At 63.5% G+C, this 24473-nt stretch carries 23 protein-coding genes; 13 read left to right on the top strand and 10 right to left on the bottom strand.

Features of this window, described 5'->3' with window-relative positions:
- Positions 1–14: 14 nt before the first annotated feature.
- The 3 genes from NO934_RS11510 (at position 15) to NO934_RS11500 (ending at position 2774) form a co-directional block, all read left to right on the top strand.
- Positions 15–1034 (top strand): alpha/beta hydrolase, encoded by a 1020-nt coding sequence (locus NO934_RS11510; protein ID WP_309160112.1) that lies wholly within the window; start codon positions 15–17, stop codon positions 1032–1034.
- Positions 1035–1155: 121 nt separating this feature from the next.
- Positions 1156–1887 (top strand): cell cycle transcriptional regulator TrcR, encoded by a 732-nt coding sequence (locus NO934_RS11505; RefSeq protein WP_309160111.1) that lies wholly within the window; start codon positions 1156–1158, stop codon positions 1885–1887.
- A 95-nt stretch (positions 1888–1982) separates the two neighbouring features.
- The gene (locus NO934_RS11500) at positions 1983–2774 is read left to right on the top strand and encodes a sulfite exporter TauE/SafE family protein (RefSeq protein WP_309160110.1); all 792 of its coding nucleotides are present in this window, start codon (positions 1983–1985) and stop codon (positions 2772–2774) included.
- Positions 2775–2839: 65 nt separating this feature from the next.
- Here NO934_RS11500 and NO934_RS11495 read toward each other — a convergent pair whose 3' ends face one another.
- Positions 2840–3016, bottom strand: coding sequence for a DUF465 domain-containing protein (locus NO934_RS11495; protein WP_309160109.1), 177 nt, complete (start codon positions 3014–3016; stop codon positions 2840–2842).
- Positions 3017–3139: 123 nt separating this feature from the next.
- Between NO934_RS11495 and NO934_RS11490 the strand changes: the two genes are divergently transcribed.
- Complete coding sequence (locus NO934_RS11490) at positions 3140–3355, top strand: DUF465 domain-containing protein (protein WP_309160107.1); 216 nt, start codon at positions 3140–3142, stop codon at positions 3353–3355.
- A gap of 75 nt (positions 3356–3430) precedes the next feature.
- A complete protein-coding gene (locus tag NO934_RS11485) occupies positions 3431–4243 on the top strand; it encodes a siderophore-interacting protein (RefSeq protein WP_309160105.1) in 813 nt (270 codons plus the stop codon).
- Between the two features lie 59 nt (positions 4244–4302).
- Here the strand turns inward: NO934_RS11485 and NO934_RS11480 are convergent, their stop codons facing one another.
- Positions 4303–6570 (bottom strand): AI-2E family transporter, encoded by a 2268-nt coding sequence (locus NO934_RS11480; RefSeq protein ID WP_309160104.1) that lies wholly within the window; start codon positions 6568–6570, stop codon positions 4303–4305.
- A gap of 178 nt (positions 6571–6748) precedes the next feature.
- On the opposite strand from NO934_RS11480, the gene purE reads away from it, so the two are divergent.
- The 3 genes from purE (at position 6749) to rpsU (ending at position 8671) form a co-directional block, all read left to right on the top strand.
- Entirely contained in the window at positions 6749–7213 is a 465-nt protein-coding gene (gene purE, locus NO934_RS11475) for a 5-(carboxyamino)imidazole ribonucleotide mutase (protein ID WP_375142890.1), read from the top strand.
- Positions 7206–8297 (top strand): 5-(carboxyamino)imidazole ribonucleotide synthase, encoded by a 1092-nt coding sequence (locus NO934_RS11470; protein WP_309160100.1) that lies wholly within the window; start codon positions 7206–7208, stop codon positions 8295–8297. The genes purE and NO934_RS11470 overlap by 8 nt, the downstream gene beginning before the upstream one ends.
- Before the next feature lie 152 nt (positions 8298–8449).
- Complete coding sequence (gene rpsU / locus NO934_RS11465; RefSeq protein WP_309163709.1) at positions 8450–8671, top strand: 30S ribosomal protein S21; 222 nt, start codon at positions 8450–8452, stop codon at positions 8669–8671.
- Between the two features lie 209 nt (positions 8672–8880).
- Here the strand turns inward: rpsU and NO934_RS11460 are convergent, their stop codons facing one another.
- The 8 genes from NO934_RS11460 to NO934_RS11425 form a co-directional block, all read right to left on the bottom strand.
- A complete protein-coding gene (locus NO934_RS11460) occupies positions 8881–9219 on the bottom strand; it encodes a hypothetical protein (protein ID WP_309160099.1) in 339 nt (112 codons plus the stop codon).
- Position 9220: 1 nt separating this feature from the next.
- Positions 9221–10030, bottom strand: coding sequence for a CocE/NonD family hydrolase (locus tag NO934_RS11455; protein WP_309160097.1), 810 nt, complete (start codon positions 10028–10030; stop codon positions 9221–9223).
- Between the two features lie 54 nt (positions 10031–10084).
- A complete protein-coding gene (locus tag NO934_RS11450; RefSeq protein WP_309160095.1) occupies positions 10085–10729 on the bottom strand; it encodes a DsbA family oxidoreductase in 645 nt (214 codons plus the stop codon).
- 129 nt (positions 10730–10858) lie between these two features.
- Positions 10859–12262 (bottom strand): NAD(P)(+) transhydrogenase (Re/Si-specific) subunit beta, encoded by a 1404-nt coding sequence (locus NO934_RS11445; RefSeq protein ID WP_309163708.1) that lies wholly within the window; start codon positions 12260–12262, stop codon positions 10859–10861.
- A 10-nt stretch (positions 12263–12272) separates the two neighbouring features.
- A complete protein-coding gene (locus NO934_RS11440) occupies positions 12273–12572 on the bottom strand; it encodes a proton-translocating transhydrogenase family protein (protein WP_309160094.1) in 300 nt (99 codons plus the stop codon).
- Positions 12572–14053, bottom strand: a complete 1482-nt coding sequence (locus tag NO934_RS11435; RefSeq protein ID WP_309160093.1) for a Re/Si-specific NAD(P)(+) transhydrogenase subunit alpha — start codon at positions 14051–14053, stop codon at positions 12572–12574. Before NO934_RS11435 ends, NO934_RS11440 begins: the two co-directional genes overlap by 1 nt.
- Before the next feature lie 60 nt (positions 14054–14113).
- Positions 14114–14287, bottom strand: coding sequence for an aa3-type cytochrome c oxidase subunit IV (locus NO934_RS11430; protein ID WP_309160092.1), 174 nt, complete (start codon positions 14285–14287; stop codon positions 14114–14116).
- A 44-nt stretch (positions 14288–14331) separates the two neighbouring features.
- Positions 14332–16137, bottom strand: coding sequence for a M3 family oligoendopeptidase (locus tag NO934_RS11425; protein ID WP_309160091.1), 1806 nt, complete (start codon positions 16135–16137; stop codon positions 14332–14334).
- A 178-nt stretch (positions 16138–16315) separates the two neighbouring features.
- On the opposite strand from NO934_RS11425, the gene NO934_RS11420 reads away from it, so the two are divergent.
- The 5 genes from NO934_RS11420 (at position 16316) to NO934_RS11400 (ending at position 24450) form a co-directional block, all read left to right on the top strand.
- Positions 16316–17800, top strand: a complete 1485-nt coding sequence (locus NO934_RS11420; protein WP_309160090.1) for a sigma-54 dependent transcriptional regulator — start codon at positions 16316–16318, stop codon at positions 17798–17800.
- 190 nt (positions 17801–17990) lie between these two features.
- Positions 17991–19613: a L,D-transpeptidase family protein gene (locus NO934_RS11415; RefSeq protein WP_309160089.1), complete on the top strand. Its 1623-nt coding sequence runs from the start codon at positions 17991–17993 to the stop codon at positions 19611–19613.
- Between the two features lie 324 nt (positions 19614–19937).
- Positions 19938–21539: a DUF882 domain-containing protein gene (locus NO934_RS11410; protein ID WP_309160088.1), complete on the top strand. Its 1602-nt coding sequence runs from the start codon at positions 19938–19940 to the stop codon at positions 21537–21539.
- 159 nt (positions 21540–21698) lie between these two features.
- Entirely contained in the window at positions 21699–23642 is a 1944-nt protein-coding gene (gene dxs / locus NO934_RS11405; protein ID WP_309160087.1) for a 1-deoxy-D-xylulose-5-phosphate synthase, read from the top strand.
- Positions 23629–24450, top strand: coding sequence for a helix-turn-helix domain-containing protein (locus tag NO934_RS11400; protein ID WP_309160086.1), 822 nt, complete (start codon positions 23629–23631; stop codon positions 24448–24450). Before dxs ends, NO934_RS11400 begins: the two co-directional genes overlap by 14 nt.
- The last annotated feature ends 23 nt before the right edge of the window (positions 24451–24473 follow it).

The raw sequence follows: 24473 nt of genomic DNA, 5'->3' as shown, positions 1-24473 counted from the left end.
TGATAGACGGTGCAATGACTCAGACTGCCCTTCGCCTTGCCGGCGGCATCGCCCTTGTATCCATCATCCTTTACGGGCTCGTCATAGCCTTCGCCTATACATTCCAGCGCGAAATGGTGTTTCCGCGCCGCTTCGTGAACGCTGCGCCCTTTGCCATGATGGTGGGCAACGATTTCGAGCGCTTTGCGCTGGAAACGGCCGATGGCGAACGGCTCAAGGCCTATTACAAGCCCCCGCGCGAGGGCGCCCCGGTGGTCGTCGCCTTCCACGGAAATGGCAGCGTACCCGAGCCCATGGCGGTGAGGTTCGGACGGGGCCCTTGGGCTGATGCCGGGTTCGGAGTGCTCGCCTTTGCCTATCGCGGCTATCCCGGTTCGACTGGTACGCCGAGCGAGGAAGGGCTGCTGCTCGATGCCGAAGCGGCCATTCAATATGTGCGCGAGCACGCGCCCGGCAGCCGGATGGTGCTCATGGGCCATTCGCTGGGCACCGGGGTGGCGGTCGCCATGTCGGAGCGCTATCGATCGATGAGCCTCGTGCTCGAAGCTCCCTTTTCCTCGCTGCCGGACGTCGTGGCGGCAACCATGCCGTTCCTGCCGGGGCAGTTGATGCACGACACCTTCGTCTCCGCCCGCCGCATCGCCGGGGCGCAGGCCGATACCATCATCATCGTCCATGGCGAACGCGATACTGTTGTGCCCGCTTTCCTGGGGCGCCGTCTCTATGCGGCGGCCCCGCACGGGATCTTCATGTCGGTGGAAGATGCCGATCATCTCAACCTGCGCGGCATGCGCGATGCCGAAATTCTCGACATCGTGCTCAACGGCTATCCGCCCGAGCCCACGCCGCAAAGCGAGCCGGTGGGAACGCCCGACCCGATGCTGGCGGGCGCCGAGCCATCGGCACCAACGCCGCTCGACGGGCCGGTGGGGAGCCCCGACCCGTTCGCGGAACGGCCTGCGCCTCCGCCCACCACCACGCCGGTGCATGCTCCCGCAGGCTCGCCCGATCCCCTGCAGGGCGCAGCGGTATGATTAACAATTGCATGAGCGGTGCTTAGCACCTATATTGGCCGCCAAATTCCCCCTCATCGAGAACTGGCGAGGCGGGCGGACCGGAGGAAGACCGGGCCGCAGCGTTAGGAGAGATATATCCATGGCCACACAATTGCTCATGCCCAAGGCGACCGCCGTCTGGCTGGTCGAAAATACCGGGCTGACCTTCAAGCAGATCGCCGATTTCTGCACCCTGCACCCGCTCGAAGTGCAGGGCATTGCCGATGGCGACGTCGCGGCCGGCATTCGCGGGGTCAACCCGCTCCAGAACGGGCAATTGACCCGCGAGGAAATCGCCAAGGGCGAAGCCGACGAAAACTATCGGCTGAAAATTTCCGAGCCCAAGGTGAAGGTCGCCGCCCCCAAGCGCCGCGGCCCGCGCTACACCCCGACCTCGCGCCGGCACGAGCGCCCCAACGCCATCAAATGGCTGGTGCGCAACCACCCCGAACTCAAGGACGCCCAGATCATGCGGCTGGTGGGCACCACCAAGTCCACGATCGAGTCCGTGCGTGAAGGCACCCACTGGAACGCGGCCAATCTGACCGCCATGGATCCGGTGACGCTGGGCCTGTGCAGCCAGATCGAGCTCGACATGGAAGTGCGCAAGGCCGCTCGCCAGGCCGGCATCACCGAAGACGCGCCCGAGGGCACGCGGCTTCTGACCGCCGAGGAAGCGCTCAACCGCGCCCAGTATGCGCCCGAGGGTGAAGAGGGTGAAGCCGACGCACCGGCCAACGAGGAATACGACGCCGAGCGGGAAGCCGAGTCGGTGTTTGCCAAGCTCAAATCCCTCAAGGGCAGCGATTCCGACAGCGACGATCGCGAGTAAGCCCTTTTCCTGACTGTCGAACGGCCCGCCGCGCAATCCGTGGCGGGCCGTTCATTTTGGGACGATGCTTGACACCCGGCCGGTTTAGCGGCGCTATGCGCGCAGACTCCGCCCTTCCCATTTCGCGCTTCATGTCCGATCCCACCTTCTTTCTCGTCGCCGCGCTGGCGGTCTTTCTCGTCGGGCTTTCCAAATCGGGCCTTGTGGCGAGCCTGGGCGTGGTGGGCGTGCCGCTGCTGACCCTGGTGATACCGGCCCGGGACGCGGCAGGAATGATGCTGCCGCTGCTGATCGTCATGGACATGATCGCGCTCATCGCCTATCGGCGCGAGGTCAATTGGCGCATCTTCTGGATATTGCTGCCCGGCGCCCTGGTGGGAACGGCGATCGCGTTCTCCCTTTCGGCGGTGGTGAGCGAGGCCATGGTGCGCCTGGCGATCGGCATCATCACGCTCCTTTTCGTGCTCGATGCCTGGCTGCCGTTGCGCAAAAAACTCGAGGGCCTGCCGCCTTCGCGATTCTGGGGAACATTCTGGGGATCGGTCGCCGGGTTCACCAGCTTTGTGAGCCACACCGGCGGGCCGCCGGTGCAGATCTATATGCTGCCCCTGCGGCTGACCCCGGCGCTGTTTGCCGGCACCAATGCGGTGTTCTTTGCAGTGGTCAACGCGGTAAAGATCCCGCCTTATCTGGTGCTGGGCCAGCTCTCATGGGCCAATATGCAGGCGGCGCTCTACCTCGTGCCGGTCGCCATTGCCGGCATGCTGGTGGGCGTGTTCGCGGTTCGCCGCATCGATCCAGCAATCTTCTACCGCGTGGCCTACCTGCTGATCTTCCTGCTCTCGCTCAAGCTCATCTACGATGGCGCAGCCGGGCTTTTGGCCTAGCTCGGCCAATAAAAAAGGCCGCAGCTTGCGCCGTGGCCCCACAGAAACTCGCCTTGAGCAAACGCCTAATGAGCGACGTCGCGATTGGCTTGTGCCATCTGATCCTTGACTTCAAGCTTCTTGCGTTTGAGGGCTGCGATCAAAAGAGCGTCGCGGGATGGGTGGCGCATCTCTTCGTTGATCTTGCGTTCCAGATCCTGATGCCGCCGCTCCAGGGAGGTGATGTAAGTCTGTGAGGTCATAGTCACTCCTTTCATCATTGGACGACAATATCGTCACACTCTTTGGCGGCTTTGTCCAATGGCAAATCTATGGCAAGAGTCACAAATATGTCGTTGCGGGGCGTCCGTGGGGAAAACGCGTTCATGTTGCCTTTGGACAAGCAGATAGAGGCCAAGCTTGGGCTGGAACTGGCCACAAAACGGCAGGAACATGCCGATCTGGACGCAGCGATCCATACGCTTTCAGCCTCCGGGCTCGCCGATGCGACGCTGATCCAGAGACTGAAAAAGCGCAAGCTTGCCCTCAAGGACCGGATCGTCGAGATCGAGCGCATTATCCTGCCCGACATTATCGCGTGACATTAAGTTAAGTTGACTTCCCCCGTCATCATTCGTACGTCGGCTCTTGTTTATTCGAGCCAAGGACCGCCGCAGATGACCGACCAATCCCGCTTCGTCGAGCGCATACGCCACGAATTGAAGTTCCGCGTCGCCAAGGTAATCGCCACTGAGCGGATCACCCCCAAGATGGCGCGGATCACGCTGCAATCGGACGAATTTTCGAGCTTCGTCTCACTTGGCTATGACGACCACTGCAAACTGTTTTTCGCCGAGCCGGGGGTATCCGAATTTCCCGCTCCCGTGCGCGGGGAGAACGGGCTGATCTTTCCCGATGGCAAGCGCCCGGAATCGCGCGATTACACCCCGCGCTTTTACGACAACACGGCCCGAACCCTGACGCTTGACTTCGTGCTGCACGGGGATGGTCCGGCTTCGAGCTGGGCCCAAGGCGCCAAACCCGGTGATATGATCGGGGTGGGTGGGCCGCGCGGCTCGTTCGTCCTGCGCGGAGATTTCGACTGGTATTTGCTGGTGGGCGACGAAACCGCCCTGCCCGCCATCGCGCGCCGCCTCGAGGAGCTGCCGCGGGATGCCCGTGCCATTGCATTGATCGAAGTGGCCGACACAAGCGAGATCCAGACGATCGACGCGCCGGCTGGAGCCGACATCAAATGGGTGAGCCGCGAGGGTGGCGAGCCGGGCGATCCAAGTCTCTTGCTCGCCGCCGTCGAGATGATCGACGTGCCCGAGGGCGAGGGTTACATTTTCGTGGCCGGCGAAAGCGCCATGAGCAAGGTCGTGCGCAAATATTTCGTCGAGGAGCGCGGACACGATCCGGAATGGATCAAGGCCGCCGGATACTGGCAGGCGGGGACGCAGGACTTCGACGACGGACATGCGCATTAGCGATCAGGGTGCCGAGCAGCCTGGTTCTCGAACCCTGACTGATCACGGCCCAGCAAAGGTCAGTCGATCGCCTCTTTTTCCTCCGCCTCGCGGCGCGCGAGAAGCGATTGCAAATCCGAGGCTAGAAGCTGAGCACTCTGTTCGATGCGATTGACCTGGACGTCCTCGTAGAGACGAGGCTCCTGGTCGAAGACCGCGAGAACGGCGCCCATCTGCCGATCGTCGAGCGCAACGGGAACGCCAGCATAGGCCCTCACTCCGCTCTCGACGACACTGCGCAGATGCGCATAGGGCGAATGCTGGAGATCCTCGATGATCAGCGTGCCCTTGCGGGCGAGCACCTCGCGGGCGAGATGTTCGGCATGGCTTGATTTATGGTCCTCGGCGAACTCCTCGCCGAGCGGAACGACAGTGACCATGGCTACCGTGGCGCCCGCTGACTGGGCCAGCCGGCGCAGTGCGTGCGCGATGGCGGGATCGGCGGCGGCCTGGGCCGAAAGAGCGCGCGCAGCCAGCCGCGTTTCATCGCTCGACGGCGTGGGACCCGGCGCGGTCTCCCCTTCGGCACCCAGCGCTGCGGTGATCGAGCTTTCGGCCAAGGCTATGGTATGGGTGACGACATCGATGTCCTCGGACGTTCCTTCCCGACCGGAAGCGCGCAGATCGGGATGGAAATAGCCAGCGATGACGTGGATGTGCGGCCGGATACGCTTGAGACGACGCGCGGCGTACCGAGCGTAGATTTCGGGCTTGGCGCCCAGATAACAGAGGCACGCGACATCGGTGCCCGAAAGATCGAGCTGGGCGATGCCCTCCTTGCGCAGCGTGACAGGAGCCATGACCCGCACCGGGAAACCAGCCGCGCGTACCCGCTCGGCCACCATGAGCGCTATCGCCTGATCGAGTTCGGTCTTACCGCCGAAAACGAGCACCCGCGTCTCCTCGCCACCATTGGCCGGGTCGGCGGTGCCCTCGATGTTCTCGATCACCTCGGCGAGGGTTTCGACAACCCGGTGGCGGTGAGAAGGATCGGCAAGATCGCCCGCGATATCGGCTTCGGCCAGGCGCAGGGCGGGCACCGCGATCTCGTCGTAAAAGCGCGCGACATCGCCGTCCTCGATCTCGCGATCGGCCACTTCGGTCGCTTCCTCGGCATTGCCGGCGATAAGGCGCTGGTAAAAGCGCTCCTGCGGCAGCAGGACCGGGGCGCTGCCGAGCATGGTTTCGATAAAGCTCAGCCCCGGCACATAGCGCGCCATGACCACGATGCAGACGGTGAGCGGCATTGAGACGATGAGGCCGATCGGGCCCCAAAGGGTGGCCCAGAACATTGCGGCAACGAGCACCGCGAGCGGGGTGAGGCCGGTGGAATTGCCGTATAGGCGCGGTTCTATGAAATTGTTGCTGATCGCTTCGAGCGCCAGGTAGAGCCCGATGACCCAAAGCAGCATGCTCCAGCCCGGATCAACGGCAATGGCGAGCAGGATGGGCACCGATGCGATGATGAGCGTGCCCACGAAGGGAATATAGCGGAAGATGGTGGCCAGAAGCCCCCAGAGGATGGCGTTCGGCACGCCGATCAGGAACAGCCCGGCGGCAAAGAGCACTCCATAGGCCATGTTGACCGAAGCCTGGGCTAAAAGATAGCGCCCTACCCGCTCGCTGGCTTCGTTCATCGCTTCGGTGGACGAGCGCAGATCGCCGCGGCTGACGAGCTTGAGAAACCGGTCACGCAGTTCCTCGCGCTCGAGCAGCAGGAAGATGAGAAAGATCGTGACGATCAGCAGCGAGGCGAGCGGCCCGACGATGGAAAACAACACGCTTTGGGCAATTTCCAACGCCCCGCCGCCATCATCGGCGATGACCACCGGAATGGGATCGCCCTCATCGACCGTGAACCCTTCGGTATTGGATTCGATCTGCGCACCGACCCGCTCGATGGTCGAGACCAGCCTGTCGATGACTTGCCCGCCGCCGAAGGTTTCCTGCGCCATGCGCAGCTTTTCGCTGATCGTCGCCTGGTAGCGCGGCAGATCGCCGGCCAGCGCGATGAACTGGGAAACGGCGGTGTAGGCAATGGCGCCGATGAGCACGATGGCGGCCAGAACTGCCACGAGGATCGCAACGATATGAGGGATACGCACCCGGCGCAGCGCGTTGACCACCGGGCCGAGGGCGAAAGCGAGCAGCACGGCAAGCACCAGCGGCACGATGATGCCGCGCCCCAGATAAAGTACGGTGACGATCAGTACGAAGGTCAGAATCGCGGTCAGCGGTTGGCCGGCCAACGGTGATGGGGCCGGTGTGGCCGGCGGGCGTGTGTCCATCAAATAAGGTTCCCAAAGACCCCCTCCGGGCCTGGAGCCAGAACGTGCCGAGGCTCGGATTCGTTCCAGCGCAATGGCTGGCTCACGCCTTGAACGGGGTGGGGTTTTCGGCTACAGCCACGCTTTAGCCGCACTGAGGGACAGGCTCTTGGTTTCATCTCCCCCCATTGCCATCGTCATGGGCAGCCAGTCGGACTGGCCCACCATGCGTTTTGCCGCCGAAACGCTCGAGGCGCTCCGGGTCGATTATGAAGCGCGGATTGTATCGGCGCACCGCACCCCGCTGCGCATGGTCGATTTCGCTACCAGCGCGCGGGACGAGGGCTTCAAGGTGGTGATCGCCGGCGCCGGCGGAGCCGCCCATCTTCCAGGCATGATCGCCTCCATGACGACACTGCCGGTGCTCGGCGTACCGGTCGAGAGCAAGGCGCTGCATGGGCAGGATAGCCTGCTCTCCATCGTTCAGATGCCGGGCGGGGTGCCGGTGGGCACGCTCGCCATCGGCAAGGCCGGAGCGATCAACGCGGCGCTGCTCGCCGCTTCCATCCTTTCGCTGGCCGACGAGGAACTGGCCGCCCGGCTGGCCGAATGGCGCGAGCGGCAGACCAATCTGGTTGCGGAGTTTCCCAAGGACGATGACTGAAATCACTCCCCTGCTTCCCGGCACGCGCATCGGCATCCTGGGTGGCGGACAGCTTGGGCGCATGCTTTCCCTGGCGGCCAGCCAATTGGGCATGCGCACTCACATCTTCTGCCCCGACGAGAACAGCCCCGCTTTCGAGGTGACGCCCCACAAGACGGTGGCGGGCTATGAGGACGTGGCGGCGCTCCGGGCTTTTGCGAGCGCGGTCGATGTCGTCACCTACGAGTTCGAGAACGTGCCGCTGGCAACCGCCAAGGTGATTGCCGAGAACGTTCCTCTCCACCCCGGACCCAAAGCGTTGGAGGTCAGCCAGGACCGGTTGGCCGAGAAGGGGTTTCTGACCCGCGCGGGAATCGCAGTCGCGTCCTATCGCGCGGTCAACAGCCGTGCCGATCTCGACGCCGCCATCGCCGAGATCGGCCTGCCGGCGGTGCTCAAGACCACGCGGCTGGGCTATGACGGCAAGGGCCAGCGCACCATCCGCACCCCAGAGGACGCAGAGGCGGCATTCGCCGCGCTCTCGGGGGTGGACCTGGTGCTCGAGGGCTTCATCGCGTTCCAAAAGGAAATCTCGGTGATCGTCGTGCGCGGGGCCGACGGGGTTGTGGTGACCTATGACCCGGCCGAGAACGTCCATAAGGATCATATCCTCAAGACCTCCACACTGCCGGCATCGATCTCTGGGCGGGCGGCCGACAAGGCGCGCGGGATTGCCGGGCAGATCGCTGCCGAGCTGGGCTATGTGGGGACGATGGGGGTCGAGTTCTTCCTCGTTGCCGACGGCGATGAGCCGGAAATCCTCGTGAACGAAATCGCACCGCGGGTGCACAATTCGGGGCACTGGACCCAGGCGGTGTGCGTCACCGACCAATTCGAAAACCACATCCGCGCCATTCTTGGCTGGCCCCTGGGGAGCACCATCCGGCTGGCCGATGTGGTGATGGAGAATTTGATCGGCGAGGAAATCAATGCGACCGCCGGACGCTCGGTGACCGGGGTACAACCGCACGTCTATGGCAAGACCGAAGCCCGGCCGGGGCGCAAAATGGGGCACCTCAATATCGTGAAGGTGCCGAAACCTTAGGTTTTTAGGTCGCCCCAGTGGACAACGCCCGACTCTTCTGGTAACTAGCGCGGCCACGGTGACTGGCACGTGCTGGTCGGCGCCAAAGTGCTATTGGCCTTTGTCGCTTGATTTTCAACCGAGTTCTCTAACCGAAAGGGCGGGTGTTCCGCGTGCAAGTAGTCGTTCGCGATAACAATGTCGATCAGGCGCTCCGGGCGCTGAAGAAGAAGTTGCAGCGCGAAGGTGTGTTTCGCGAGATGAAGCTGCGCAACTATTACGAGAAGCCTTCCGAAAAGAAGGCGCGCCAGAAGGCCGAGGCAATCCGCCGGGCCCGCAAGCTGGCTCGTAAGCGCGCACAACGCGAAGCTGGTGTTGCAGCCGGCCGTCGCTAGCTTCTTGTTCGACAAGAACGTATTTGCAAGAAACGCCGTCCCGCAAGGGCGGCGTTTTTGTTTGCGGACGTGGATCGCTACGCCGAGCTTGCGAGAGCCCTCGCCCCTCCTTCACTGTCGGGCATGCCCCGACAGTTCGCAATGACCGAACGGGCGCACGCCAAGACTTCGCGACAATCGCGCGGTTAAAGGCGGCCCGGTCTCGTCCGCTACATCTCGGGCATGTCGAGGATCGGCATCACTTCGACGCCCTCGCCCGGGAACTTGGTGAAATGGGCGTGGCCCCGGAACATCTCGGCCGCCGCTTGATGGCTTTCGGCCTCGACGATGATGTAGGCGGCCGCAGTGTTGGTGATGTCGGCGATGCCGTCGGGGGAAATCTTCTTGGTCCTGCCCAGCGGGCCGCCAGAATCGACGACGGAGGCGGCGTGGGTTTCCATCCACTCGCCCCAGGCTTTCATGCCCGCTGCTTTATCGATCCTGCCCTCGGCCTGCGCCTTTTCTGTCGCGCTGGCCGTTCCGGTGTAGATTGCGAGAAATTTCGGCATCTCAGCCTCCCTGCTCCACCTCCGAAAAGAACGCCTGCGCCCGCTCCCATATGCCCCGTGCCCAGAGATCGGAGTGGTCGGCGCCCTCCTCGATCCACAGATCATAAGCGTTCGGCACCTCCTCGAAAAGCCGCTCGCCATTGCCGACGCTGACAGTCTGGTCGGCGGTGCCATGGGCCACGAATACAGGCTCCTCGACGGCGCCGATCCAGTCATTGGTGCGGAACTGGTCAAGCATTAGCCAGGCGACGGGGATGAACGGATAACGCTCGGCGGCGACGTTGACGGCGGAATAGAAAGGGGTTTCCAAAAGCAGCGCGTCGGCTTGCCGTTGGCTCGCGACCCAGACGGCAGGCGAGGCGCCCAGAGAGCGGCCCCAGATGGCGATATGCTGCTCCCGCTCGGCCAGCCAATCGAAGGCGGCGAGCGCGTCGGCGAGGATATGATCCTGGGTAATTTCGCCGGGCGAGAGCGGGAAGCCGCGATAGTCGACCGAGAGGAAGCCGTAGCCTGCTTGAGTGAAGGCGGTGAAGCGCTCGTGCTCGGCGGAAAAGCTTCCCATATTGCCCTTGAGGTAGAGAATGGCCGGGAGGGCATCGTCGATCGGCGGAGCGTACCAGCCGGTGATCACCTCCTCATTGGTCGTGGGAATGGTGACGATTTCGGCATCAAGCCCGATGGCGGCGGGGTCGAAGGTCTCGCCTGCCGGACTGAAGAAGAAGGCGCGCTGATTGACGTAAAGATAGGCGACCAGCCCGCCATAGACCACGACGATGAAGGCGAGGACGCCGATGACGATCTTTTTGAGCATGAATGTCCTCCCGACAGCATCTGCTTTTCTGATACCGCCGGGGGAAAGCTTCGTCTAGTTCAGCGCTTCCTCGCCAAGCGCCACACGGAAGGCGCGCTGGAAGACCTCCAGCGGTTGACCGCCGGAAATGGCGAACTGGTTGTTGAAGATGAAGAACGGCACGCCGTTGATGCCCTGCTGGCTGGCCGAAAGCGCCATGGCCTTGGTGGTATCGTTTTCGTTCTCATCGGCGATCAACGCCAGCGCGGCGTCACGATCAAAACCGTGTCGGGCCGCGATATCGGCGAGCAGATCGTTGTCGGTGATGTTCTTGCCCTCGAGGAAATAGGCGGCGGCGAAGGCCTTGGCCATGGGATATTGCTGCTCCGGCGCCGCCGAGCGAATGAGGGTGTGCGGCTTGATGGTGGGGTAGCTCATGGGCTGAACGCTCATGTCGAGCGGCACGCCGGCATCGCGAGCAACCGACTGCACACGCGCCTGCATGGCATCGATATCGCCGCCATATTTGGCCGAGAGGCGCTCCCTGGTGTTCTGCCCTTCCTCGGGGGTCGTGGGATCGAGAAGGAACGGGTGGTGGAGCACTTCGACCTCGACATCATCGGGAAGGGTCGCCAGCGCCTGATCGAGGCGCGCGGTGCCGATGAGGCACCAAGGGCAGACAATATCGGTGAACAGGTCGATGCGGATGGATCTGGTCATGGAGAGCCTCTCTGTTGGGCTCAAGATGGACACCCAGGCACAAAGCGGCAAGTACGCACAGCGGTGTAACTGGAACGAAAAAGGCCCGGGATTTCCCCCGGGCCCTCCACGATCAGCTTCTGAGCAACCTCAGTGATTCATCGATTTCACGATGGCCTCGGTGACCTTCTTGGCGTCGCCGAACAGCATCATGGTGTTGTCGCGGAAGAACAGCTCGTTCTGCACGCCCGCATAGCCGGCGGCCATGCCGCGCTTGATGAACAGCACCGTACCGGCCTTTTCGACGTCGAGGACCGGCATGCCGTAGATCGGCGACGTCTTGTCGGTCTTGGCGGCAGGGTTGGTGACGTCGTTGGCGCCGATGACGAAGGCCACGTCGGCCTGGGAGAACTCGGAGTTGATGTCTTCGAGTTCGAACACTTCGTCGTAAGGCACGTTGGCTTCGGCGAGCAGCACGTTCATGTGCCCGGGCATGCGGCCGGCGACCGGGTGGATGGCGTAGGAGACATCAACGCCGGCGGCCTTGAGTTCGTCGGCCATTTCACGCAGCGCGTGCTGAGCCTGGGCCACGGCCATGCCGTAGCCGGGGACGATGATCACCTTGGACGCGTTCTGCATGATGAAGGCGGCATCTTCGGCAGAGCCTTGCTTGACCGGACGTTCTTCCACATCGCCTGAGGCAGCGGCAGCATCATCGCCACCAAAGCCACCAAGGATGACCGAGATGAACGAGCGGTTCATCGCCTTGCACATGATGTAGGAAAGGATCGCGCCCGAGGAGCCGACCAGCGCGCCGGTGATGATCAGCGCGGTGTTGCCCAGCGTAAAGCCGATGCCGGCGGCAGCCCAGCCCGAATAGGAGTTGAGCATGGAGACCACGACCGGCATGTCGGCGCCCCCGATCGGGATGATCATCAGGCCGCCCAGGACGAGGGCCAAAACAACGATGCCCCAGAAGGCGAGCGGATCGGCGGTGACGGTGAAGTACCAGACCAGTGCGATAATGGCGATACCGACGGCAAGATGGATCAGGTGCCGGGCCGGCAAAAGGATCGGCTTGCCCGACATGCGGCCATCGAGCTTGGCGAACGCAATGACCGAACCGGTGAAGGTGAAGGCACCGATGGCGGCGCCGATGCTCATTTCCACCAGCGCCTGGGCATGAATGTGACCGGGGGTGCCGATGCCGAAGGCTTCCGGCGCATAGAGCGCGGCGGCCGCGACGAAGACGGCAGCAAGACCGACCAACGAGTGGAAGGCGGCCACGAGCTGCGGCATGGCCGTCATAGGCACGCCGCGGGCGATGAACGCACCGATGCCGCCACCGATGGCCAGACCACCGATGATCAGCACCCAGGCAAAGGGATCGGTGGGGGCAGCGATGGCGAGCGTGGTGACGATGGCGATCGCCATGCCCACCATGCCCATGTAGTTGCCGCGCCGGGCAGTGACCGGCGAAGAAAGCCCGCGCAGGGCGAGAATGAACAGGGACCCGGCAATGAGATAAGCGAGGGCCGCGATATTTGCAGAGATCATGGTTGGATCAGCCCTTCTTCTTGTACATCGCCAGCATGCGCTGGGTGACGAGGAACCCGCCGAAAATGTTCACCGACGCCAGGATCAACGCGATGAACCCGAACCAGCGGGCCGGGCCGGTATCGCCGACCAGCGAAACGCCGACCGCTAGGAGCGCGCCGACCACGATGACCGAGGAGATGGCGTTGGTGACCGCCATGAGCGGGGTATGAAGAGCCGGGGTGACCGACCAGACGACATAGTAGCCCACGAAGATCGCCAGGACGAAGATCGAGAGGAAGAAAAAGAAACTATCGACGCCGACCATTACTGACCTCCATCCTTTTTGGCTGCCGGCTTCTTGGCGGCAGGCTTTTTGGCTGCGGGCTTTGCCGCAGCTTCAGTGGTGTCCGCAGCGGCCTTGGTGGTTCTGCGGGCCGGAGCCTTTTTGGCGGGCACCTCGACGGCGCCGGCCGTGGCGACCTCGACGGCGCCGGCCGTGGCGACCTTGGCGGCAGCGGCCTTGCCCGTGGTGCCCTTTTTGGCAGGGGCCTTGGCGGTTGCAGTTTTTGGCGCGGCGGCCGTAGTGGATTTGGCGGCCGTTTTGCGCGCTGTACCGGTCTTGGCTGGCGCCTTGGCTTCGGCCTTGTCGGCGGGCGCCGCGACGGCAGGAGCCGCTTCGGCAGCAGCGGCAAAATTGGGATGCACGACGGCGCCATCGCGGGTCAGAAGCGTGGCCTTGACCAGTTCGTCATCCCAATTGACCTTCAAGCTCTTGGCTTCCTTGTCGACCATGGTGTCAAGGAAGGCCAAGAGGTTCTTGGCATAGAGCTGGGAAGCGGTGGCCGCGATCTTGCCCTGCAGATTGAGGGTACCGATGATCGTCACGTTGTTGTGGACGATCGTCTGGCCCGGAACCGTGAGTTCCACATTGCCACCGCGCTCGGCGGCAAGATCGACGATCACCGAGCCCGGAGCCATGGATTCGACCATCGCCTTGGTGATGAGCTTGGGCGCGGGGCGGCCGGGGATCAGCGCGGTGGTGACCACGATATCCTGCTTGGCAATGTGCCCGGCGACGAGTTCGGCCTGTGCGGCCTGCTCTTCCTTGGTGAGTTCGCGCGCGTAACCACCGGTGCCCGAGGCGTCCTTGAGCGCATCGGTCATGATGAATTTGGCGCCCAGCGATTCCACCTGCTCGCCTGCGGCGGCGCGCACGTCGGTAGCCGAAACGGCGGCGCCCAGGCGCTTGGCGGTGGCGATGGCCTGCAGGCCCGCAACGCCGGCGCCCATGACGAACACCTTGGCGGCCCGGACCGTGCCGGCGGCGGTCATCATCATGGGCAGCGCGCGGTCATAGTCCATCGAGGCTTCGATGACGGCCTGATAGCCGGCGAGGTTGGCCTGGCTCGAAAGCACGTCCATGACCTGGGCGCGCGTGATGCGCGGCATCAGTTCCATGGCGAACACCGACAGCCCGGCCTTGGCGAGCGCGGCAAGCGCCGCCTCGTTGCCATAGGGATCGGCGATGGCGAGAACGAGCGCGCCCTTGGCGGCGCCGGCCAGTGCCGCGGCGTCCGGACGGCGCACGGCGAGAATGACGTCGGCGCCTTTGACGGCGGCCGCTGCGGTCGTTTCGACGCTCGCTCCGGCGTCCTTATAGTGCTGGTCGAGGATGCGCGACGCTTCCCCTGCCCCTGATTCGACGCTGACCGATGCGCCCAGCCCGATGAGCTTGGCGATCGTTTCCGGCGTCGCGGCTACGCGGGTTTCTCCCCCCGCGCGCTCGCGCAATATGGCAATTTTCATGAAACCCTTGCCTCTTAGTGGCCTGCAAGATGTGTCGGCCAGCCCCCCAGGGCGACCGGCTTAAACGACAAAGACGAGATACAGAACGACCAGGATGGCGACAGTGGCGATGACCGTCCACTTGGTGCCGGCGAGAAATCCTGCATAGGTCTTGGTATGCTCTTCGAATTCCTTGGCTTTTTCGGCGTCGGAGATCGGTTCGTTCGAAAAGGTTGCGACCTGGTTTTCGGCCATTGCGGCTTTCCCCTGATTTGAGATTTGGACCCTGAATGCCCTTGTTAGGGCTGCGTTTGTTCGAGTTCGTCAATGAGTCTTTCGATCATGGACAGCCCCAGCGACCAGAATTGCGGGTCGCGGGCGTCCAGCCCGAACGGCGCCAGAAGCTCGGAATGGTGTTTCGATCCGCCGGCGCTGAGCATCTCGAAATACTTTTCGGCGAAACCCTCGCTGGACTTTTCATACTGTGCGTAAAGCGAGTTCACAAGGCAATCGCCGAAAGCATAGGCGTAGACGTAGAAGGGCGCGTGGATGAAGTGGCCGATATAGCTCCAGAGAACTTCATAGCCCTCGTTCAGCCGGATGCCCGGACCGAGGCTTTCGGTGGAGACTTCCATCCAAAAAGCGTCGATTTCCTCGGGCCTTAGCTCGCCCTCCCGGCGCGCGAGGTGGATCTTGCGCTCAAGCGTATAGAACGAGATCTGCCGCACCACGGTATTGAGCATGTCCTCGATTTTCGAGGCGATCAGAGCGAAGCGCTGGCGGGGGTCGGTGGTGGCGTCCAGGATGGCGCGGAACGTCAACATCTCCCCGAAAACACTGGCGGTTTCAGCCAGTGTTAGTGGTGTTGAAGCCATGAGTTCGCCTTGTTGAGCGGCAAGGCGTTGATGAACTCCATGACCGAGCTCATGGGCCAGCGTCATGACGTCGCGGGTGCGGCCCATATAGTTGAGCATCAGGTATGGATGCGCCGTGGTGACGGTGGGATGCGCGAAGGCTCCGGGAGCCTTGTTGGGCTTGACCGCCGCGTCGATCCAGCCGCTGTCGAAAAAGGGCTGGGCGACTTCGACCAGCCTGGGCGAGAAGCGGCCATAGGCGTCGAGCACCGTGGTCCTGGCCGTGTCCCAATCGAAGATGCGATCGTCGGAGGTGGGGAGCGGGGCGTTGCGGTCCCAGGCGTCGAGCTGGTCCTTGCCGAACCATTTCGCCTTCATCTGATAATAACGGTGCGAAAGGCGCGGATAGGCTTCGCGGACCGATTTCTCCAGCGCGTCGACGACTTCGCGCTCGACCGAATTGGCAAGGTGGCGGCTGTCGGCGACGTCCTTGTAGCCGCGCCAGCGGTCGGAGATCTCCTTGTCCTTGGCCATCACATTGGTGATGTGGGCAAAGAGCTTCTTGTTTTCCGAGAGCGTCTTGGTGAGCGCGCCGAAAGCGGCCGAGCGCTTCTCTTCCTTTTTGTCCGAGAGCAAATTGAGGGTCTGCTCGAGCCCGAGCGTCTCGCCGGCTACATCGAAGGAAAGGCTGGCCATGGTCTCGTCGAACAGGCGGTTCCAGGCGGCGTGGCCGGTGACGTATTTGTCGTGGAACAGCTCTTCCACCCGGTCCTCGAGCTGGTAGGGCCGCGCCTTGCGCAATTCGGTGAACCAGGGACGGTAGCGGGCGAGATCGGCGCTCGCTTCGAACGCGGCATCGAGCACCGCGTCGTCGATCCTGTTGATCTCCAGGGTAAAGAACAGCACGCGGGTCGAAAGGTTGGTGAGCTTGTCCTGGGTGTCGCCGAGGAATTTGACCCGGTCGCCATCGCCGGTGTTCTGCGCGTAGTTGAGATAGGCGAACGAGCCCAGCCGCCCCATGACCTCGTCGAGCTTTTCGTAGCGCCTGACCGCCTCGACCAGTTTCCCCTCGCGAGCAAGAGCTTCGAGCTTGCCCTTGTAGTCGACCTCGAACGCCCTGGTCTCGGTGTCGAGGAACGCAAGGTCGGCCTTGAGTTCGTCAGAGGCAACGCCGGGATAAAGATCGGAAAGATCCCATTCGGGGAGCTGGCCGAACTGGTTGTGGGTCGATTGCGGGGCGGGAGAGGACATGGAGGTACTCCGCTTCGTGTCGGTTTTGGCGCGCACCTTATCGGGGCGTCCATCCCCTGCCAAGGCGAGCTTGCTTAAAGCCCTGTTAAAGGATCGGGCCTAGCCTGACCCAAATCGGCACACCCGGCGATTCTTGCCGCCGGGAGCCTGAGTGGTCGTGTTGGAGTGAGCGTCCCTAATGCACAAGGTTCTGATCGTCGACGATGATCCGGTTCAATCTCGTCTGACTTCGGAAGTGGTCGCAAAGGCCGGGTTCACCCCTCTGGCCGTGCATTCGGGAGCCGAGGCGCTCGATGTCCTGCGCAAGACCTACGGCATCGGGGCGATGATCCTCGATATGGTGATGCCGGAAATGGACGGGATGAGCGTGCTCGAAGCGCTAAAGCGCGACGGAATCGCCATTCCCGTCATCGTCCAGACGGCACAAACCTCGCTCGACACGGTGATCTCGGCCATGCGACTGGGGGCGGTCGACTTTTTCGTGAAGCCCGTGGCGCCCGAGCGGATCACCATTTCCCTGCGCAATGCCCTAAAGCTCGGAACGCTCGAATCGAGTTTGAAGGCCGAGCGGGCACGCAAGGACGGCAATTTCTCCTTTGCCCATATCGTCACCAAAAGTCCGGCCATGGCGCGCACCATGACCTTGGGCAAGAAGGCAGCGGCGAGCACCATTCCCGTTCTGATCGAAGGGGAATCGGGAACCGGCAAGGAATTGCTGGCCCGCGCCATCCAGGGATCGGGCGAGCGGGCCGGCAAGCCGTTCGTCACCGTCAATTGCGGGGCCATTCCCGCCAATCTGGTGGAATCCACCCTGTTCGGACATGTGCGCGGCGCCTTTACCGGAGCGAGCGCCGATGCGCCGGGGAAATTCCGCGAGGCGCACAATGGAACGCTGTTTCTCGACGAGGTGGGGGAACTGCCGCTCGAAACGCAGGTGAAACTGTTGCGGGCGCTCCAGGAGGGCGAAATCGAACCGGTGGGCGCGGCGCGGCCGGTCAAGGTCAATGTGCGGGTGATTTCGGCGACCAACCGGCGGCTTTTGAACCTGGCGCGCGAGGGGTCGTTCCGCGAGGATCTTTATTACCGGCTCAACGTCTTTCCCATCTACCTGCCGCCGCTGCGCGAGAGGAAGGACGACATACCCGCCCTTGTCGATCACTTCATCGCCCGGTTCGCGGCCGAGGAAGGCCGGCGGGTGGCGACGATTTCATCCGATGCGCTCGATATGCTGATGGGCTATGACTGGCCCGGCAATATAAGGCAATTGGAGAACGCCATCTTCCGCGCCGTGGTGCTGGCCGAAAGCCCGGTGCTGCAGGCCGATGATTTTCCCCAGATACTCGTCGCCGAAAAGGGACGGGAGGCTGCGCGGGCCGAACGCGGCGGCTTTACGCCGGCCCAGCCCGTCCATATCGACAATGCCCCGCCCCTGCCGCGCCTTCCCGATCCCACGCCGGCACCGGTCCCCGACCGGTTTCTCGACGGGGCGGGCAACCTGCTGCCGCTGGTCGAGATCGAACGCGAGCTGATCGCCTTTGCCATCGACCACAATGCCGGACGCATGGCGCAGGTGGCGCGGCAATTGGGTATCGGGCGCTCGACCCTTTACCGCAAGCTCAAGGAATACGGGCTCGAAGGCATGGGAGCGCAAGATGTTGCCTGAAAGCTGCAAAATCGGGGGATTGCCGATCACGCCGACGGCACCTCGCTTGCGGGACTCAGCAGGAGAGATAAAATTTATCCAATGCGCGCGGATCAAAGATTCGCCTGAAAGGCGTACGGACGCGCGAAGGGCTTGGTGCGGCATGGTGAACGGTTTGAGCTTGCGGTTCAAAGGGCTCCTTTTGGGAGCCGTGGCGTCTCTCTCACTTCTGGGTTCGAGCGCCCTGGCCTACGAAACGGTCATGGTCAACGGCGTCGAGGCCACACGCATCCTGATCGCGCCGCCCAGGACCGAACTCGCAACGAGCATTCGCGACGGGCTGCGCGCCGCCATGGCCGAAGCTGCCCCCGGCAGCCGGGAACAGGCCGATGCCGACCGGCTCTACTATTTTTACGGCGCCCGGCATTTCGAACCGCTCTGGCTGACCAAGACCGATGACGGCATCGCCTTTTCCGACGCGGCCGAGGAGATCGTCGCCCTGTTCAGGGAAGCCCATCTTGAGGGCCTGGAGCCTTCGGATTACCTGACCGAGGGGCTCGACCTGGCGACGGCGGACACCCCGGACGCGTTTGCCGCGCTCGAAGCGGAATTTTCGGCGGCCATCCTACGCTATGCCAACGATGCCTATTCCGGCCGGCTCGATCCGCGCACCGTGTCCGATTTCGTCGATGTCGCGCCCAAGAGCGTCGATGAAGCCGAACTGTTCGCGGCAGTGGCCGAGGCCTCGGACCCGGCCGCAGTGCTCATGGGCTATCACCCCACCCATCCCGAATTCGTCGCCCTGCGTGAATTGCTGGCCGACCACTATGCCGGCGAAATCGAGGACCTGCCCAAGATCGGGGACGGCAAGCTCATCAAGATCGGCATGACCGATCTGCGCGTGCCCATGCTGCGCGAGCGTATGGACGTACCTCTGGCGCCCGGCGGCGATCCGGCGATCTATGACGAGGCGCTGGCCGCCGCCGTCGAAGCCTTCCAGGCCGAAATGGGCCTCAACCCGGACGGGGTGGTGGGCCCGGCGACGGTTGCCGCCATCAACGGCGCGGGCGGAGCCTCGCGCGCCGACATCGTCGCCAATATGGAGCGTTGGCGCTGGATGCCCGAGGATCTGGGCGCGTTCAACGTTTTCGTCAATATTCCCGAGTTTCGGCTCGACGTGAATCGCGACGGCCAGTCGGTGTGGGGCACGCGGGTGATCGTGGGGACGGCGGAAAACCAGACGCCGCTGTTTTCTGACAATATCCGGCACGTGGTGACCAATCCCTATTGGAACGTGCCCTCCTCGATCCTGCGGGCGGAGATTTTCCCGCAGGTGGCGCGCAACCCCAACTACATCGCCAGCCAGAACATGGAACTGCTCTACCAGGGCAACGCCATCGACCCCTGGATGGTGGATTGGTCGCGGGCCAGCCCATCGATGTTCCGCGTGCGCCAGAAGCCGGGAACTTCCAATGCGCTGGGGCAGGTGAAATTTCTCTTTCCCAACAGCCACGACGTCTATTTGCACGACACCAACGCGCCGTACCTCTTCGAGCGTTCCATGCGGGCGCTGAGCCATGGCTGCGTGCGCGTGCAGGATCCGTTCGGCTTTGCCGAAGCGCTGCTCGAATTTGAGCCCGACATCACCGTCGCATCGCTCGAAACGACGCTGGGCGGCAGCGAGCGCTGGTTCAACATGGACCGGCACGTGCCCGTACACCTGGCCTATTTCACGCTGCGGGTGGGGGACGACGGCACGGTGCGATCCTTCGCCGATCTTTATGGACACAATGAACGGGTAATCGAAATGCTGGGGCTGGACGCGGAGAGGTGATTTCGCTGCGGGTTTGAGACGCGATGCGGGAGCGGGGTGTGGAGCTACACCTCTGCCGAGAAGCGTGAAGCCTTGAGGGTCTCCGGGCCGATCCCCCCGGCGACCGTCTTAAGCACTCGGTAACATTTTGGTCATCTTCACGCCGTCTTTCGCCCTCAGCTTGGCGCAAACAAGGGCAAGGCATCGGCGCGCATACACATCCCGTTAGCGTTAACGTTTCTCGCATGGGTTGCTGATAGGGTGCCGTCGAGCATTTAAATCAAAGACGGGCTAAGCGGCGTGACGTGTAGGGTATCGAGTTCAGTCAACCGTTTGATGCGGGCCATGCTGGCCGCAGCCATCGCACTGGCATCCATTCTGCCTCTGATCGCGCCGGCCCAGGCGGCCAATGAGCGCGAACTTTATCTCTATTATACCCACACCAAGGAAACGATCCGCATCGTCTACAAGCGCGACGGACGCTTCGTCCAATCGGCGCTCGATCGGCTCAACGTATTCCTGCGCGACTGGCGGCGCAACGAGCCGGCCAAGATGGATCCGGCCCTGTTCGACCTGCTCTGGGAAGTGTATCAGCAATCGGGCGCCAGCCAGCCCATCCACATCGTTTCCGCCTACCGCTCGCCGGCAACCAACGCGATGCTCGCCTCGAACTCCTCGGGTGTTGCCGACAATTCCCAGCACATGAAGGGCAAGGCCATCGACTTCTATATTCCGGGCGTGCCGATCTCCACGCTGCGCGCGCTGGGCATGCGCTTGCAGGTGGGCGGCGTGGGGTATTATCCCAGCTCGGGCAGCCCCTTCGTGCATCTCGACACCGCATCGGTGCGCGCCTGGCCGCGCATGACCGAGGCGCAATTGCGCGAAATCTTCCCTGACGGGCGCACCCTGCACCTGCCCTCCAACGGGCGCGTGCTGTCCCAGGAAGGCTATCGCTACGCCCAGGCCGAATGGCAGCGCTGCCACCGCGTGCCGTGCAATGCCGGATCGTCCATGAACGGCGCGATCCAGGTTGCCGATGGCGACCGGCCCCGCACGCTCTGGGACATGATTACCGGTGGCGGCAACAACGATCAGCCGGCGGCCCAGCAACCCGCCCCGCAAGTGGTCGCTGCCCCTGCCGCCCCTGCGCCAGTCCAGGTGGCCGCGGCTGCCGCTTCCGCCCCCGTCCAGGTCTCCGCCGAGCCCCCTGCCCCGCCGGCCCGGCCCGCCGATCTGATTGCGGGAACCATGGTGGCCGATACGCCCGCCATGCCCGAAACCATTCCCTTCCAGGTGATCGACGCCGCCGAGATGACCCGGCAGGTGGCCATGGCCGACACCGGCGAAACTGACGAAGCGCCGCTGCCGCCCTCGATGTCCCGTGCGCTGGCCGAGTTGCGCGCCGAAACGCCCTCCGCCTATGCGCCCACCGGCGGCGGTTCGCTGGAGGTCGCCGCGATCCAGGAAGCGCCGGTTCCCCAGCCGCGTCCCCAGTTCACACCCGCCGTCGCAGCCGCGGTGCAACCGCAGGCGGCTGAGCCCGCCGAGCTGGCGATCCGCCCCGGGTTCGATGCGGCCATCGAGACCGCATCGCTCGAGCAGCCATCCGAACTCGATGCCTTCGCTTCGCTGTTCGAAAACGCCACCCTTCCGGCTGCCGAGCCGGCGCGTGCCGATCAGGCCACCGGCAATGCCATGGCCAGCCTTGCGGTTGCCGAGGGCGAACTGTTTGCCCCCGAGCTGGCAACGGTGACCGACACCATGCTCGCGCCCGTTGCCCTGGCCAGCGACCATTTCGCTTTCGAAGGCCAGTCCGATGGCAGCGGCGCCGGCGAGGAGATCGTCGCGGCGACAGGGTTCACCCGCACCGCTTCGCTCGGCCCCTCGAGCAACGGCTTCGGGCCGGCCCAGACCATCTGGGTGCATTACGACCCGCAGGCGAACTGACACAGTTCGGTCCTCTTTTGTTGCCAAAAGGCGCCCACCTGACTACATCAGGACATGGGGCAGGAACGTTTTCAGCACCGGGCGCTTGCCGCTTTAGCGGTTCGAAAACGTGACAAAAACAAAACGCGTCCGTTACACAGCGTTCACAAGGCAATCGAAGTGTCCGAAAAACCAGCCACTCCGCTGCTCGATACCATCGGCTCGCCAGCCGATCTCAAGGCGCTCAAGCGCGAGGAATTGATCACGCTCGCCGCCGAGCTGCGCAATGAGGTGATCGATGCCGTTTCCGTCACCGGCGGGCACCTGGGCGCCGGACTGGGCGTGGTCGAGCTGACGGTGGCGCTGCATCACGTTTTCGACACGCCGCACGATCGGATCATCTGGGATGTCGGGCATCAGGCCTATCCGCACAAGGTCTTGACCGGGCGGCGCGGCCGGATCCGCACGCTGCGCCAGAAGGACGGGCTTTCAGGCTTCACCAAGCGCGGCGAGAGCGAATACGACCCGTTCGGGGCCGGCCACTCATCGACATCGATCTCGGCGGGTCTCGGCATGGCGGTAGCCTCCGAGCTTCAGGGCGAAAAGCGCAATGTGGTCGCGGTGATCGGCGACGGGGCGATTTCGGCCGGCATGGCCTATGAAGCCATGAACAATGCCGGAGCCATGGACGCGCGGCTGATCGTGATCCTCAACGACAACGACATGTCGATCGCTCCCCCGACCGGGGCAATGAGCGCCTATCTGGCGCGGCTGGTGTCGGGGCCTGCCTATCGCGGGCTGCGTGGCGCGGCCAAGCAATTCGTCGAAACGGTGATGCCGCCCTTCATCAAGGACAAAGCCAAAAAGACCGAAGAATACGCCCGCGGGTTCTGGACCGGCGGCACCATGTTCGAGGAACTGGGGTTCTACTATGTGGGGCCGATCGACGGGCACAATCTCGACCATCTGCTGCCGGTGCTCAAGAACGTCCGCGATGCGGAGACCGGGCCGATCCTCATCCATGTGGTGACGCAAAAGGGCAAGGGATACGCACCCGCAGAGCAGGCCGCCGACAAATATCACGGCGTTTCCAAGTTCAACGTCATCACCGGCGCCCAGGCCAAGGCGGCGAGCAATGCGCCGTCCTACACCTCGGTTTTTGCACAGAGTCTGATCGATGAGGCCGAGCGGGACGAAAAGATCGTCGCGATCACCGCCGCCATGCCCTCGGGCACCGGGCTCGACAAGTTCGAAAAGCGCTTCCCGACGCGCACCTTCGATGTGGGGATCGCCGAGCAGCATGCGGTGACCTTTGCCGCCGGCATGGCGACCGAAGGGCTCAAACCCTTCTGCACGATCTATTCCACCTTTCTCCAGCGCGCCTATGACCAGGTGATCCACGACGTGGCGATCCAGCACCTGCCGGTGCGCTTCCCCATTGATCGCGCCGGCTATGTAGGCGCGGACGGGCCCACCCATGCGGGTTCATTCGACGTGGCTTACCTTTCGACACTGCCGGGGATGGTGGTGATGGCCGCCGGCGACGAAGCCGAATTGCGCCATATGGTGGCGACGGCGGCGGCCTATGACGAAGGCCCGATCGCCTTCCGCTATCCGCGTGGCGAGGGCGCCGGGGTGGAGATGCCAGAGCGCGGCATTCCGCTCGAGATCGGCAAGGGACGCGTGCTCAAGGAGGGCACAACCATTGCGCTTCTCTCGCTGGGCACGCGGCTGGGCGAGTGCCTTGCGGCGGCAGAGACGTTGGGGACCTACGGTTTTTCGACAACGGTTGCCGATGCGCGCTTTGCCAAGCCGCTCGACGAGGAGCTTCTGGCGCGCCTGGCCAAGGAGCACGCTGTGCTGATCACCGTCGAAGAGGGCGCGATCGGCGGGTTCGGCAGCCATGTGGCGACGCGGCTGGCGCAATTGGGCCTGCTCGACCACGGGCTCAAGTTCCGCCCCCTGGTGATGCCCGACCGCTATATCGAGCAGGCGGGGCAGAACGACATGTATGCCCAGGCGGGCCTGGACCGCGCCGGTATCGTCGAAACGGCGCTCCTGGCGCTGGGGGATCAGGAAAACGCGCTCCGCGCCCTGGCCGCCGCCGGCCATGACGCCGTCTGACTTTCGCTACGAACGCTACGAACCCGGTCCGCTATTGGCGGACTATATCGAGCATTTCTGGATCGTTTCGGCCACTGTCGGAGAGACCGAACGTCGGGAAATCCTCATTCCCAACGGCCGGCCGACCATCATCGTCAATCTGGGCGACATCGGCAGCCGGCTGGACCCGATAACCGGCGAGCGCATACCCAACGACACGAGCGTTGCCGGGATTTCCACGCGTCCGGTCGTCATCGCGCAAACCGGCCGCTCCAAGCTCGTGGCCGCTCAGCCCACCCCGTTCGGGCTCCACGCATTGGGTTGCCCGCCCCTCATCGATACGCTGCTCTCTTTTACCCAATGGAGCGGAGCCGAGAGGACCCAGGCGCTGGAGAGCGACGTCGCCGCCGCGGATTTCGGCGAGCCCTCGGCGCGGGTACTGGAAGACTTTCTGGCGCAAAGGCTGAACCCCATCCCCCAGCGAGGCCTCGAGCGGCTCCGCATGGCGATCAAAGAGATCGAAAGCGATCCAGACGTGCTCGGTGACCTAGCCGCGCGCATGGGCATCGGCTATGACCGGCTCTATCGCCAGTTTCGCGACGTTGTGGGAATTTCTCCCAAGGCCTTTTCGGCCATCCTGCGCTACCAGAGGCTGGTGGGAGAAATATTGGCCGCCCGCCCAGGCGACGGTTTGGCCCAACTCGCCCTGATGCAGGGCTATTACGACCAGGCGCATGCCAATCGTGACTTCCGCCGGTTTACCGGGGTGACGCCGACCACCTTTCAGCGGACGCTGAACGGCATCGCCAAGATGATGCATTCAGCCTGAACACCGGTTTCGTCCAAGCCCGC

This window comes from Pelagibacterium sp. H642, from assembly GCF_031202855.1.
In the GTDB taxonomy this organism is placed as follows: domain Bacteria; phylum Pseudomonadota; class Alphaproteobacteria; order Rhizobiales; family Devosiaceae; genus Pelagibacterium.
Note: the sequence above shows the minus strand (reverse complement) of the source record. Positions and strands in the feature narration are given on the sequence as shown.